This is a genomic window from Phytobacter sp. MRY16-398, from assembly GCF_003925915.1.
Classification (GTDB): domain Bacteria; phylum Pseudomonadota; class Gammaproteobacteria; order Enterobacterales; family Enterobacteriaceae; genus Phytobacter; species Phytobacter diazotrophicus.
This window is the reverse complement of the sequence record NZ_AP018756.1, coordinates 5,779,358-5,792,514: the sequence shown is the minus strand read 5'-3', so window position 1 is coordinate 5,792,514 and position 13,157 is coordinate 5,779,358. Positions and strand designations below refer to the sequence as shown.

13 protein-coding genes are annotated in these 13,157 nt (G+C 54.3%); 6 read left to right on the top strand and 7 right to left on the bottom strand.

The features are described 5' to 3' along the window. Positions 1-179 precede the first annotated feature (179 nt). From pfkA to MRY16398_RS28290, 4 genes are all read left to right on the top strand, one after another. Complete coding sequence (gene pfkA / locus MRY16398_RS28305; RefSeq protein ID WP_039077314.1) at positions 180-1,142, top strand: 6-phosphofructokinase; 963 nt, start codon at positions 180-182, stop codon at positions 1,140-1,142. A 147-nt stretch (positions 1,143-1,289) separates the two neighbouring features. Continuing rightward, the gene (locus MRY16398_RS28300) at positions 1,290-2,279 is read left to right on the top strand and encodes a sulfate ABC transporter substrate-binding protein (protein ID WP_039077313.1); all 990 of its coding nucleotides are present in this window, start codon (positions 1,290-1,292) and stop codon (positions 2,277-2,279) included. A 96-nt stretch (positions 2,280-2,375) separates the two neighbouring features. Further along, entirely contained in the window at positions 2,376-3,131 is a 756-nt protein-coding gene (gene cdh / locus MRY16398_RS28295; RefSeq protein ID WP_079498452.1) for a CDP-diacylglycerol diphosphatase, read from the top strand. A gap of 73 nt (positions 3,132-3,204) precedes the next feature. Then, positions 3,205-4,509, top strand: a complete 1,305-nt coding sequence (locus tag MRY16398_RS28290; RefSeq protein WP_079498453.1) for an SLC13 family permease — start codon at positions 3,205-3,207, stop codon at positions 4,507-4,509. Between the two features lie 69 nt (positions 4,510-4,578). On the opposite strand, the gene MRY16398_RS28285 is transcribed toward MRY16398_RS28290, so the two are convergent. Continuing rightward, a complete protein-coding gene (locus MRY16398_RS28285) occupies positions 4,579-5,505 on the bottom strand; it encodes a LysR family transcriptional regulator (protein WP_125125587.1) in 927 nt (308 codons plus the stop codon). Between the two features lie 81 nt (positions 5,506-5,586). Here MRY16398_RS28285 and MRY16398_RS28280 point away from each other — a divergent pair, with 81 nt between their 5' ends. Beyond that, positions 5,587-6,540, top strand: coding sequence for an MBL fold metallo-hydrolase (locus tag MRY16398_RS28280; RefSeq protein ID WP_125125586.1), 954 nt, complete (start codon positions 5,587-5,589; stop codon positions 6,538-6,540). Between the two features lie 139 nt (positions 6,541-6,679). On the opposite strand, the gene tpiA is transcribed toward MRY16398_RS28280, so the two are convergent. Then, a complete protein-coding gene (gene tpiA, locus MRY16398_RS28275) occupies positions 6,680-7,444 on the bottom strand; it encodes a triose-phosphate isomerase (protein WP_108702239.1) in 765 nt (254 codons plus the stop codon). Positions 7,445-7,554: 110 nt separating this feature from the next. After that, positions 7,555-8,142 (bottom strand): DUF1454 family protein, encoded by a 588-nt coding sequence (locus MRY16398_RS28270; RefSeq protein ID WP_039077307.1) that lies wholly within the window; start codon positions 8,140-8,142, stop codon positions 7,555-7,557. Between the two features lie 112 nt (positions 8,143-8,254). Between MRY16398_RS28270 and MRY16398_RS28265 the strand changes: the two genes are divergently transcribed. After that, entirely contained in the window at positions 8,255-8,674 is a 420-nt protein-coding gene (locus MRY16398_RS28265; RefSeq protein ID WP_039077306.1) for a DUF805 domain-containing protein, read from the top strand. On the opposite strand, the gene fpr is transcribed toward MRY16398_RS28265, so the two are convergent. The 4 genes from fpr to MRY16398_RS28245 all read right to left on the bottom strand — a co-directional run bounded on the left by fpr (position 8,675) and on the right by MRY16398_RS28245 (position 13,103). Beyond that, entirely contained in the window at positions 8,675-9,421 is a 747-nt protein-coding gene (fpr, locus tag MRY16398_RS28260; RefSeq protein ID WP_108702238.1) for a ferredoxin--NADP(+) reductase, read from the bottom strand. 96 nt (positions 9,422-9,517) lie between these two features. Continuing rightward, positions 9,518-10,528, bottom strand: a complete 1,011-nt coding sequence (gene glpX, locus MRY16398_RS28255) for a class II fructose-bisphosphatase (protein WP_039077304.1) — start codon at positions 10,526-10,528, stop codon at positions 9,518-9,520. Between the two features lie 196 nt (positions 10,529-10,724). Next, complete coding sequence (gene glpK / locus MRY16398_RS28250) at positions 10,725-12,233, bottom strand: glycerol kinase GlpK (RefSeq protein WP_039077303.1); 1,509 nt, start codon at positions 12,231-12,233, stop codon at positions 10,725-10,727. 21 nt (positions 12,234-12,254) lie between these two features. Next, a complete protein-coding gene (locus MRY16398_RS28245; RefSeq protein ID WP_039077302.1) occupies positions 12,255-13,103 on the bottom strand; it encodes an MIP/aquaporin family protein in 849 nt (282 codons plus the stop codon). Positions 13,104-13,157 lie beyond the last annotated feature (54 nt).

The following is a 13,157-nucleotide window of genomic DNA, read 5'->3' as shown; positions in this document are numbered from 1 at the left end:
CGTTGTAAAAGAAGTGAGTCAGACCCGATTTTTGTGTATAAATTACCGCCATATGGTCTGACCTGAATCAATTCAGCAAGCGGCAGTTGATATAATATTGCAGCATAGATGTTTACTCCCTCGCGGAGTTTTTTGGCCAACAGAACATTATTTTTGCATTCCTAAGTTCAGAGGTAGTCATGATTAAGAAAATCGGTGTGTTGACAAGTGGCGGTGATGCGCCGGGCATGAACGCAGCAATTCGTGGCGTGGTCCGTGCAGCATTGACTGAAGGTCTGGAAGTAGCGGGTATTTACGATGGTTATCTCGGCCTGTACGAAGACCGCATGATTCAACTCGACCGCTATAGCGTGTCTGACATGATTAACCGTGGCGGTACATTCCTTGGTTCTGCCCGTTTCCCGGAATTCCGTGAAGAACATGTCCGCGCCGTGGCTATTGAGAACATGAAAAAGCGCGGCATTGATGCGCTGGTCGTTATCGGCGGTGACGGTTCCTATATGGGTGCGAAACGTCTGACAGAAATGGGCTTTCCATGCATCGGCCTGCCAGGCACTATCGACAACGATGTTGCTGGTACTGACTACACCATCGGTTACTTCACCGCGCTGCATACCGTGGTAGAAGCTATCGACCGTCTGCGTGACACCTCTTCTTCTCACCAGCGTATTTCCATCGTTGAAGTGATGGGCCGCTACTGTGGCGACCTGACGCTGGCGGCGGCTATTGCTGGTGGTTGCGAATTTATCGTTCTGCCGGAAGTTGAATTCAGCCGTGAAGATCTGGTCGCTGAAATCAAAGCGGGCATCGCGAAAGGTAAAAAACACGCGATCGTGGCTATCACCGAGCACATCTGTGATATCGATGAACTGGCAAAATATATCGAAGCCGAAACGCAGCGCGAAACCCGTGCGACCGTTCTGGGTCATATTCAACGCGGCGGTTCCCCGGTTCCTTACGACCGTATTCTCGCTTCCCGCATGGGCGCTTACGCAATTGAACTGCTGCTGCAGGGCCACGGTGGCCGTTGTGTCGGTATCCAGAACGAGAAGATGGTTCATCATGACATCATCGACGCTATCGAGAATATGAAGCGTCCGTTCAAAGGCGACTGGCTGGACTGCGCTAAGAAACTGTACTGATTACCTTAAACGCCCTCCCCTGAGAGGGCGTTTCTTTGCCTTCTGTTATTTCCTAAAGTTATAGCCAATCTTTTTTTATTCTTTAATCATTGGTCTGCTTTCTGGCAGGCTGAGCACATCAAAATAGATAACCTGAGAGAGTGGGCGATGAATAAATGGGGCGTGGGGTTAACTTTGCTGCTGGCATCCGGCAGCGTTCTGGCAAAGGATATTCAGTTATTAAACGTTTCGTACGATCCAACACGTGAATTGTACGAGCAATACAACAAAGCGTTCAGCGCCCACTGGAAACAGGAAACGGGCGATAACGTCACGATTCGTCAGTCACACGGCGGCTCAGGCAAACAGGCAACCTCGGTTATCAACGGTCTTGATGCCGATGTCGTGACCCTGGCGCTGGCGTATGATGTTGATGCGATTGCCGAGCGTGGCAGCATCGACAAAAACTGGATCAAACGCCTGCCGGATAACTCCGCACCTTACACCTCCACCATCGTTTTCCTGGTGCGTAAAGGCAACCCAAAACAGATTCATGACTGGAATGATTTAATCAAACCGGGCGTGTCGGTCATTACCCCGAACCCGAAAAGCTCTGGCGGCGCACGCTGGAACTACCTGGCTGCGTGGGGTTATGCCCTGCATCAGAACGGTGGCGATCAGGCTAAAGCGCAGGAGTTCGTGAAAGCGCTGTATAAAAACGTCGAAGTGCTGGACTCCGGTGCGCGCGGCGCGACCAATACCTTCGTAGAACGTGGTATCGGCGATGTGCTGATTGCCTGGGAAAACGAAGCGCTGCTGGCAACGAACGAGCTGGGCAAAGATAAGTTTGAAATCGTGACGCCAAGTGAATCCATTCTTGCGGAGCCAACCGTGTCTGTTGTCGATAAAGTTGTCGAGAAGAAAGGCACGCAGAAAGTGGCAGAAGCTTACCTGAAATATCTCTACTCCCCGGAAGGGCAGGAGATAGCGGCGAAGAACTTCTACCGTCCGCGTGACAAAGACGTGGCGGCAAAATACGCAAACGAATTCCCGAAACTGAAATTGTTCACCATTGACGATGTCTTTGGCGGCTGGACGAAAGCGCAGAAAGAGCACTTCTCCAACGGCGGCAAGTTCGACGAAATCAGCAAACGCTAACCTTACTCTTCCAGCGGCCCTTAACAGGGCCGTTTTCGTTTTATCCCAACCGATCTCTGCGCTATGCTTCCTGTTCCTCCCTGTAAGGAGAGATCGATGAAAACAGTGCGCCTGTTTGGCATAGCGTTGTTGATTGCGGTGGCTGCGGCCGTGGTGGGTGGCGAATACTGGTGGAACAGCAGTAAACGTGACGTATTGCGTCATATCGTGCTTGAGCAGTGTGTGCCGAATCAGCGGAACAACCATCTACCCGCGCCCTGTGCGCAGGTTAATCTCGACAGTGGTTACGTGTTGCTTAAAGACCGCAACGGACCATTACAGTATCTGCTGATGCCAACGTACCGTATCAATGGTATTGAAAGCCCGCTGTTATTAAAATCCCACACACCCAATTTTCTCTGGCAGGCCTGGCAATCGCGCGGCGTGCTGGGTAAAACGCGGGGAACCCCACTCCCGGATAATGCCCTGTCGCTGACAATTAACTCTCGCGTCGGCCGTACCCAGAACCATTTCCATATCCATATTTCTTGCCTGCGCGAAGACGTGCGTGTGAAGCTTGATCAGCAAGCCTCGCGTATCAGCAGTCAGTGGCTGGCCTTTCCGGGCGGCATTCTTGGGCATCCTTATCTGGCGCGCCGCGTAACGGAATCTGAACTGGTACAGCGAAGCCCGTTTTTAATGCTGGCGGAAGAGGTGCCGACAGCGCGTGAACATATGGGGCGCTACGGCATGGCGATGATACAGCAGGCTGATGGCTCCTTTGTGCTGCTGGCGACGGAGCGTAATCTGCTCGCCTTTAACCGTGGTTCCGCCGAGGAAATTCAGGATCATCAATGTAATATCCTGAAATAGCCCCACCAGTTTTGGCGTTTACCAGGCAAGCCTGTCGCCGTAGACTTGCCGATAAATTCTACAGGAGACAGGTATGTCGCTCTGGTTTACTCACCCTCTGTTTCTGCCTTCCATTATTATTGGTCTCACTATCGTGCTGTGGGCTACCTCGCTGCTACCGGAATTCATCACGGCGCTGCTGTTTTTTGCCGCCGCGATGGTGGCGAAGATTGCGCCGCCGGACGTCATTTTCGGCGGTTTTGCCTCCTCCGCTTTCTGGCTGGTATTTAGCGGTTTTGTCCTGGGGGTCGCCATTCGGAAAACGGGCCTGGCCGACCGGGCCGCGCGGGCGCTGTCGGCCCGGCTAACCGATTCGTGGTTGCAAATGGTCGCAAGCGTTGTATTGCTGAGCTATGCGCTGGCGTTTGTTATGCCGTCGAACATGGGACGTATTGCTCTGCTGATGCCGATTGTGGCGGCGATGGCGGCGCGTGCGGGCATCAACGAAGGAACGCGCTCCTGGTATGGCCTTGCGCTGGCGGTGGGGTTTGGCACCTTCCAGTTGTCGGCGACGATTTTACCCGCCAATGTGCCCAATCTGGTGATGAGCGGGGCGGCGGAAGGATCCTACGGTATTCATCTCAACTATCTGCCGTATCTGCTGCTGCATACGCCGGTGCTGGGTATTCTGAAAGGCCTCATCCTGATTGGTCTTATCTGCTGGCTTTTCCCCGGGCAGCCGCATGCGCCAAAAGACCTTACGCCGCCGGAACCCATGAGCCGGGAGGAGAAGCGCCTTGCCTGGCTGCTGGCGGTGGTCTTAACGATGTGGGTCACGGAGAGCTGGCACGGCATTGGCCCGGCCTGGACGGGGCTGGCTGCCGCCTGTATTACTCTGCTGCCGCGCGTTGGGTTTATTAATGGTGATGAGTTTTCCAGTGGGGTAAATATCCGCACCTGTATTTATGTCGCCGGGATCCTTGGGCTGGCCATTACGGTCACGCAAACGGGGATTGGGGCGGCGGTAGGGAATGCGCTGCTGCACATCATGCCGCTGGATCCGGCGCATCCTTTTACCAGCTTCCTGGCGCTCACCGGCACCACGACCGCGCTCAACTTCATTATGACGGCGAATGGTGTACCTGCGCTTTTTACCACGCTGGCGCAGAGTTTTTCCGATGCAACGGGCTTCCCGCTACTGTCGGTGATTATGATTCAGGTGTTGGGATATTCCACTCCACTGCTGCCGTATCAGGCGTCACCGATCGTAGTGGCCATGGCATTAGGCAAAGTACCGGCACGGGCGGGGATGTTGTTGTGTATTGCGCTGGCGGTGGCAACGTATCTGGTGCTGCTGCCGCTGGATTATGCGTGGTTTAGTGTGCTGGGGAAATTGTAGTTCTGGCGCGATCTGCCCCTCACACTGGCCTTTGTGGGGGGCTACCAAGTCTGTACAAAGACGAGGTGATTACGGCAGTGCGTTTATGATTTTGTGTAATACCGTTCTTAGCCAGTTCAGCGGCATATCGTTATCACAACATTTATGCCACAGCAGCGAGAGGGCAATTTCCGGCGTCTCAACCGGAACGGGGCTACAGCGTAAACCGTAATGGGAAATCCAGTCGGCAGCCAGCCCGGAGGGGACAGTCGCTAAAGCGGGTATGCGTTTCAGCAGCGGCGGCAGAGAAGAAAAATGCGGCGTAACGTAACGCACCCTTCGTGATTTCCCCTGCAATGCTAACTGTTCGTCGACGGCGCTCCATGCCGCACCGCGATAGGAAACCAGTACGTGGTCATGCTCCACGTAATCACTTACCGTCAGCGGTGCTTCCAGCGAAAGCTGATCGGGGTGCCAGAACGTACAAAAGTTGAGTGAACGGAGATGTTCACGCCTCAACGTGGCGGCGGTGCTCTGACCAACCGAAATCGCCAGGTCTATCTCCCTTTGGATCACTTGCTCACCATCCCGGAACGGATCGCTGGCCGTCACCTGCAAGGTGATTCCCGGCGCTTCGCGTGTCATGTATGCCTGTAATTCCGGCATCAGCCAGCGCTCCACCCAGTCGCTCATCCCCAGACGAAACACATGGCTTGCCTTCGCCGGGGTAAATGACGGTGGTTGAAAAAGAACATACTGCATCTGTTCCATCAGGGGGCCGATTGAGGCAATAAGCGCTTCGGCACGCGGCGTCGGTACCATGCCTCCTGCGGTACGCACAAAGAGGGGATCGTCGAACATGTCACGCAACCTGGCCAGCGCATTACTGACCGCCGGTTGCCCCAGATGCAGTTTTTCAGCGGTACGTGACACGCTGCCTTCCCGCTGCAGGACTAACAGTACCGTCAACAAATTCAGATCGATACGATGAAAATCATTTTCTCTGATAGTGAACATTATATTAATCAATTTGAGTGATACTGGGTTGCTGAGGATACTGCTGAGCACGGTTAAATGACACTGTGATGAGGCAATTTTATGAAAATGATACTGGCGCTGGTGGCGACACTTCTCTTTTCCAGCCAGCTTCTGGCTGCCGGGCAGACGAGTGCGCTGGATGAACAGGCTCCCGGTTACTATCGCATGAAACTGGGCAAGCTGCGGGTTACCGCCGTATCTGACGGCACGGTGACGGTCCCCCTGAATAAACTGCTGACGAACATCTCACCGGAAAAATTACGCCAGGCGATGGCTGGCGAAGCAATGACGCCGCAGGCAGAAACCTCGATTAACGCCTATGTCATCGACGATGGCAAAAAACGTATTTTAGTGGATACCGGCGCCGGTGAGCTATTCGGTAGTCAGGGCGGGCATCTGCTGGAAAACCTTGCCGCAGCAGGGTATCCGGCTGAATCCATTGATGATGTATTGCTGACCCATATTCATGCCGATCACTCTGGCGGTGTGTCACGTGCTGGCAAACCCGCCTTTGCGAATGCTGACGTGTATGTGGACAAACGCGATGTCGACTTCTGGCTTAACCCGTCAAACGTCAATAAGGTGGAGCCAGGTGAAGCACACACTTTTGCTGAAAGTGAAAAGACACTTCGTCCGGTCATCAATGCCGGGCGGCTAAAAACATTCCAGGCGCCTGCAGCTCTTATGGAGGGGATCCGTGCGGAATCTACCGCGGGTCATACGCCGGGCAGCGTACTGTATCGTGTGGAAAGTGGAGGTCAGACACTGGTTTTATGGGGCGATATTATCCACGCCAAAGCGGTACAAATGCCCGATCCGCACGTGGCAATACACTTTGACGTCAACCGCCAGCAGGCCATTAAAACGCGGGAGCGTGTGCTCAAACAGGCTGCGGAGCAGGGGTATTGGGTCGCCGCCGCACATATTTCTTTTCCGGGGTTTGGCCATGTAAAGCGTGAGGGAGACGGGTATCGCTGGGTGGAAAGTAACTATACGACCCAGTTAGGACAATAACCTGCATAGATTCTGGATGCCCGCATCGATAAAGCCGGGGCGGTAACCAGGTTAAGAGCGTATCTCTCCCCTGGAGGGGAGAGATAACGTGAACACTCCCCGCCTTAACAGGAAGTGAGTGCTCACAGGGGCAAGCGAATTACGCTTTAGCTGCTTCTGCTGCTTTAACGATCACCGCGAAAGCGTCAGCTTTCAGGGATGCACCGCCAACCAGCGCGCCGTCGATATCCGGCTGGGTGAACAGCTCAGCAGCGTTAGCTGCGTTAACGGAACCGCCGTACTGAATGATAACCTGCTCAGCCACTTTCGCGTCTGCTTTAGCAATGTGGTCACGGATGAATTTGTGAACCGCCTGAGCCTGAGCCGGCGTCGCGGACTTGCCGGTACCGATTGCCCATACGGGTTCGTAAGCGATGACCGCGCCTTCAAATGCCGCTGCGCCCTGAGTTTTCAGAACTGCGTCGATCTGACGTGCACACACTTCTTCGGTTTTGCCCGCTTCGTTTTCTGCTTCGGTTTCACCGATGCACAGAACCGGAATCAGACCTTGTTCTTTCAGAACGGCGAATTTTTTAGCAATGAGTTCGTCAGATTCTGCGTGGTAAGTACGACGCTCGGAGTGGCCGATAATGATGTACTGCGCGCCGATATCTTTGAGCATTTCAGCGGAGGTTTCGCCGGTGAATGCGCCAGTCAGGTTAACGTCGACGTTCTGAGCGCCCAGAATGATGTGGCTGCCTGCAGCGGCTTGCTTAGCCAGATCCAGGTACATAGCCGGCGGAGCGATAGCAACGCCACAACCTGTCACGCCAGCCAGCTCTTTACGCAGGTTAGCTACCAGTTCGTTTACCATGTGGCGGCTGCCGTTCAGTTTCCAGTTACCCATCACTAAAGGATGTCGCATTTGAATTCTCCACGCTATAAGAGCGAATTTAAGTAAGATGTCTGCCCGTCAGGGCAGTTTGGTCTGTGAAACAGTATAGAGATTCGTCATGGGAAAGGCTTTGCTTTTTGTCATTTATTGTCGCCTTCCAGGCTTTCAGATAGCGCCAGCTTAATCGGTTCAACAGCGAAGGTCAGCCCCTTTTCGCCGTCATCTGCAACAACATAACGGATAGCCCCTTCCGTTTCGGCATACCAGAGCTTGTTTTTGCCGTTGTTCAGTAATTTTTGCAGCTTTTGCAGACTTTGCGCTTTGGTCAGCGTCGGTGAGAACGCGCGAATCAGCGCCGCCATATACTCCTGGGCTTTCGCTTTGGCCGCCTTTTGCTCTGGCCCCCGGACCGGTAGCCAGGTCATCTGCATGGATTTAATTTTCAACGTGCCGCGTTCCAGCGCCGTGGAGGCATACAAGTTGTCGTTAATTTTGGTCGCGGCGCGGGTCAGGCGTTCAGTATCACCTCGCGAATCGACAGCGCGAAATTCATTGAGCTGCAGGTCGGGATTATCTTCGTTGAATTTTTCCCTGAACTGGCTGATGGATTGTTCGAAGGTGGGAGCACCCGGCAGCAGATACGGGGCCGCCGCCGCAGGTGGCGTATCCTCTGCGATGGCATAGTGATTGATGAAGAGCGCCGTAAACAGGAGCCACCAGGTTTTCATTAACATCGTCCTCACTTCTCTTTGCTCACGATTAAAACGATAACAGTCTGGCTTGTCAAAAACTCACGCGACCAGGGTAAACTACGCAGCACTACAATTAAAGGAACCTTACATGGGTATTCAGCAGTGGTTGTTCTCATTTAAAGGCCGCATTGGTCGTCGTGATTTCTGGATCTGGACCGTTATCTGGGTGCTGGCGATGGCGGCGTTGTTTTACGCGGTCAGTTTTGAACTTCTGGCCAGCCAAAATGCCGCGTTTATGCTGGTTTGCCTGCTCTGGCCAACCGCGTGTGTGATTGTGAAACGACTGCATGACCGCAATAAGTCTGGCAGTTGGTCGTTGTTATTTATTCTTGCCTGGATGCTGCTGGCAGGGCACTGGGAGATACTTGGCGGTACATGGCAATGGGTTGTTGGCCGCTTCGTGCCAGTGCTGATTATGGTGACAATGCTCATCGACCTGGGCGCGTTTATTGGCACCCAGGGCGAGAACAAGTTCGGCAAAGATACGCTTGAAGTACAGTTCCGCTGATCACCAGTAGTGTTCGGCGGTAATGTGGCCCGGGCGGCGGCGCAGGTGTTTCGCCATCTGCCGGGTCTCTTTCAGTAACTGCTGGGTGTCGCGCACCATCTGCGGGTTGCCGCAGAGCATGACGTGGCTGGTGTCGCTGTTCATCGGCAATCCCACCGCCGCTTCCAGTGCGCCGTTCTCAATCAGCGCAGGGACACGCCCTGTGAGCGATCCGGGCACGGTTTCCCGGCTGACCACCGTTTGAATCCGCAATTTGCCTTCATAGCGTTTCTGCAGTTCGAGCATCAGCGGCAGATAGCTTAAATCCGCGGCATAACGCACCGCATGCACCAGCACCAGATTTTTGAAGCGATCCAGGTCCTTACCTTCCTGCAGGATAGACAAATAAGGCCCAATCGCGGTCCCGGTCGCCAGCATCCACAGCGTGTCGCAGTCCGGCACCTCTTCAAGAACAAAGAAGCCTGCCGCCTCGCTGACAATCAATACCTCATCGTCGGGCTGTAAGGCAGCCAGTCGCGGGCTGAGTTTGCCCTCAGGGACGGTGACCAGATAAAATTCCAGGTCGGGGTTGCCTGGGGCGTTGACGTAGGAGTAGGCACGCTGTACCCGTTCGCCATCGATTTCGAGGCCCAGTTTGGCAAATTGTCCGGCAGTGAAGGGATGAACGGGGGCATGAACAGTCAGGCTGAACAACGCGTCGGTCCAGAACTCGACTTTTACGACTTTTCCTGTAACCCAGTCGGCCATGATTTTCTCCTGTTCAGAATCATTGCCTTATCTTCGTCGTGAATGGGGAGGATTTCCAGCCCGGATGCGCCGGAAAGCTCTCCCTGATAAATAATCTTACAGAATGTGCGTCTGCACGTCCGGGTCTTTGCGATCCAGATAGTGAATGGACTGGATACGGCGAATAGTGCGCGATTTCCCGCGAATCAGCAGGGTTTCGGTGGTGGCGATATTGCCTTTACGGCTAATGCCGTCCAGCAGGTCGCCTTTGGTAATTCCGGTTGCGGAGAAAATCACGTTATCGCTGCGTGCCATTTCATCAAGGCGCAGTACTTTATCGGCCTCAATGCCCATCGCCTGGCAGCGTGCCAGCTCAATTTCCCCGATACGACGATTCTCTTCGTTGTCGCCTTTCACGTGATGACGTGCCAGCAAGCGGCCATTCATATCACCATCGAGCGCGCGGATGACGGCGGCTGAGACGACACCTTCCGGCGCACCGCCAATACCGTAGAGGACATCGACTTCACTGTCCGGCATACAGGTCAGAATGGAGGCCGCAACGTCGCCGTCCGGAATAGCGAAAACGCGGACACCAAGCTTCTGCATTTCAGCGATGGTGGCGTCGTGGCGAGGTTTGGCCAGAATCGTCACCGTCAGCTCACTGAGCGGTTTACCGAGCGCATGAGCAACATTACGCAGGTTATCGGCAAGTGGCAGGTTCAGGTCGATAGTACCTTTCGCGCCAGGGCCGACAATCAGTTTTTCCATGTACATATCCGGCGCATTGAGGAAGCAGCCTTGATCACCCACAGCCAGTACTGCCAGAGCGTTGGCCTGGCCCATGGCGGTCATACGGGTGCCTTCAATCGGGTCAACGGCGATATCCACCGCGTCGCCTTTACCGGTACCGACTTTTTCACCGATATAGAGCATTGGGGCTTCGTCGATTTCCCCTTCGCCAATCACAATGGTCCCGGCGATATTGACCTGATTAAGCATGATGCGCATGGCGTGAACGGCAGCACCGTCGGCGGTATTTTTGTCGCCGCGACCCAGCCACTTATAGCCAGCCAGCGCCGCTGCTTCGGTCACGCGGGAAAATTCAATGGCAAGTTCTCGTCTCATAGCAAACTCGTGAAGTGAAAGAAATTGCGCGAAGTTTAACACACAGAGCAGGTCCGGGCGCGGTCTGGTCCCCTCGCCCTGGCACTCTCTCCAAAGGAAAGAGGGGCGAACCAGCGTGATTTTTGGGGCAGAAGGTGAGCGAGCGTGCGGGGCAGGTTTTCACCCTCTCCCCCTAAAGGGAGAGGGTTGGGGGAGATTACTCGTCGCGCTCTTCCCATGCCAGCGCGCGTTTCACCGCTTTTTTCCAGCCCTCGTAACGGTAGTTACGTTCGGTGGTTTCGATGCCCGGACGGAATTCGCGCTCAATGACCGCTTTTTCCTGCAGTTCATCCAGGTTTTGCCAGAAGCCAACTGCCAGACCCGCCAGGTAAGCTGCGCCCAGCGCCGTAACTTCACGCACTTCCGGACGCTCCACGCGGGTGCCCAGAATGTCCGACTGGAACTGCATCAGGAAGTTGTTGGCTACCGCACCGCCATCCACACGCAGGGCGTGCAGACGAATGCCGGAGTCAGCCTGCATGGCTTCCAGTACATCACGCGTCTGGTAGGCAATAGATTCCAGCGTTGCGCGAATGATGTGGTTTGAGTTTACGCCACGGGTCAGACCGAAAATCGCGCCACGTGCATACGGGTCCCAGTACGGTGCGCCCAGGCCGGTAAAGGCAGGCACTACATAGACGCCGTTGGTGTCTTTCACTTTGGTAGCGAAATATTCCGAGTCAAACGCATCGCTGATCAGTTTCATCTCGTCGCGAAGCCACTGGATTGACGCACCTGCCATGAATACCGCACCTTCCAGCGCGTAATTCACTTCGCCACTCGGTCCGCATGCGATGGTCGTCAGCAGACCATTTTCTGATTTCACCGCTTTTTCGCCAGTATTCATCAGCATAAAGCAGCCAGTACCGTAGGTGTTCTTCGCCATCCCTTCTTTGACGCACAACTGACCGAACAGCGCTGCCTGCTGGTCACCGGCGATCCCGGCGATAGGAATACGTGTACCGCCTTTACCACCGATGTTGGTCTGGCCATAGACTTCGGACGATTTACGCACTTCCGGCAGCATGGCGCGCGGAATATCCAGCGCATCCAGCATCTTGTCGTCCCACTCCAGGGTATTGATGTTGAACAGCATGGTACGGGAGGCGTTGGTGTAGTCAGTAACGTGTACGCGGCCCTGGGTCATTTTCCAGATAAGCCAGGTATCGACGGTACCGAACAGCAGCTCGCCACGCTTCGCACGTTCGCGAGAGCCTTCAACATGATCGAGAATCCACTTCACTTTGGTGCCGGAGAAATACGGGTCAACCACCAGACCTGTTGCGTTACGCACGTACTCTTCCATGCCATCACGTTTGAGCTGCTCACAGATTTCTGATGTACGGCGGCACTGCCAGACAATGGCGTTATAAATAGGTTTACCGGTTTCGCGCTCCCAGACGATGGTCGTTTCACGTTGGTTGGTGATACCAATCGCGGCGATTTCATCTGAGTTGATATCCGCTTTAGCCAGCACTTCTACCAGCGTGGAGCTTTGCGTTGCCCAGATTTCCATTGGGTCATGCTCAACCCAGCCTGGCTTAGGATAAATTTGTTCGAATTCGCGCTGCGAAACGCTGATGATGTTGGCGTCATGATCCATTACGACGGCGCGGGAGCTGGTGGTACCCTGGTCCAGCGCAACGATATATTTCTTTTCAGTCATGATTTATGTCCCGTAGTCACATTACAGCGGAGCTTTTTGTTGTGAAGTTGTGGTGGCGTCTTTGTCATCTTCCACAGCACAAACGTCACACGGTAAATTACGGCCAATCAGTTTACGATAACCGAAGGCACCCAGTGATGCGCCGACAATAGGCCCAAACAGCGGTACGAGGAAGTAAGGAATATCTTTCCCACCGGTAAAGGCGACATTGCCCCAGCCTGCCAGCCAGGCGAACGCTTTCGGTCCGATATCACGAGCAGGGTTCATCGCAAACCCGGTCAGCGGACCCATAGAGGCACCAATAACAGCAATCAGCAGGCCAATCAGCAGCGGAGCCAGCGGGCCACGCGGGATCCCGTTACCATCGTCGCCCAGCGCCATAATGACGCCCATCAGAACCGCGGTAATCACCATCTCAACAGCAAAGGCCTGGAAGAAATTGATGTGCGGGTTAGGGTAGGTTGAAAAGATGCCTGCCAGATCGAGGCTTTCGACGCTGCCACGCACCATATGGTGAGTTTGTTCGAAATCGAAGAAAAGATTGTAATAAAGCCCGTAAACAAGTGCGGCCGCGCAGAATGCGCCGGCAAATTGAGAAGCAATAAAGGGTACAACTTTGCGCCCGTCGAAGCAGGCAAACAGCCACAATGCAATGGTCACAGCCGGGTTAAGGTGTGCGCCGGAAACCCCTGCGGTCAGGTAGATGGCCATCGCCACGCCCAGACCCCAAATGATACTGATTTCCCACTGTCCGAAGCTGGCACCTGCTACTTTAAGTGCCGCAACGCAGCCCACACCGAAGAAAATCAACAACCCGGTACCGAGAAACTCGGCGATGCACTGACCTTTTAAGGTTGAGGTTTGACTCATAATCGGATCCTGCAAAGAGTTTAATGGTTATAGTTTGCATGGAGGGAGAAGACT

Coding starts and splice junctions, on each gene's coding strand:
- pfkA (WP_039077314.1), top strand. CDS start 180: ATGATTAAGAAAATCGGTGTGTTGACAAGTGGCGGTGATGCGCCGGGC.
- MRY16398_RS28300 (WP_039077313.1), top strand. CDS start 1,290: ATGAATAAATGGGGCGTGGGGTTAACTTTGCTGCTGGCATCCGGCAGC.
- cdh (WP_079498452.1), top strand. CDS start 2,376: ATGAAAACAGTGCGCCTGTTTGGCATAGCGTTGTTGATTGCGGTGGCT.
- MRY16398_RS28290 (WP_079498453.1), top strand. CDS start 3,205: ATGTCGCTCTGGTTTACTCACCCTCTGTTTCTGCCTTCCATTATTATT.
- MRY16398_RS28285 (WP_125125587.1), bottom strand. CDS start 5,505: ATGTTCACTATCAGAGAAAATGATTTTCATCGTATCGATCTGAATTTG.
- MRY16398_RS28280 (WP_125125586.1), top strand. CDS start 5,587: ATGAAAATGATACTGGCGCTGGTGGCGACACTTCTCTTTTCCAGCCAG.
- tpiA (WP_108702239.1), bottom strand. CDS start 7,444: ATGCGACATCCTTTAGTGATGGGTAACTGGAAACTGAACGGCAGCCGC.
- MRY16398_RS28270 (WP_039077307.1), bottom strand. CDS start 8,142: ATGAAAACCTGGTGGCTCCTGTTTACGGCGCTCTTCATCAATCACTAT.
- MRY16398_RS28265 (WP_039077306.1), top strand. CDS start 8,255: ATGGGTATTCAGCAGTGGTTGTTCTCATTTAAAGGCCGCATTGGTCGT.
- fpr (WP_108702238.1), bottom strand. CDS start 9,421: ATGGCCGACTGGGTTACAGGAAAAGTCGTAAAAGTCGAGTTCTGGACC.
- glpX (WP_039077304.1), bottom strand. CDS start 10,528: ATGAGACGAGAACTTGCCATTGAATTTTCCCGCGTGACCGAAGCAGCG.
- glpK (WP_039077303.1), bottom strand. CDS start 12,233: ATGACTGAAAAGAAATATATCGTTGCGCTGGACCAGGGTACCACCAGC.
- MRY16398_RS28245 (WP_039077302.1), bottom strand. CDS start 13,103: ATGAGTCAAACCTCAACCTTAAAAGGTCAGTGCATCGCCGAGTTTCTC.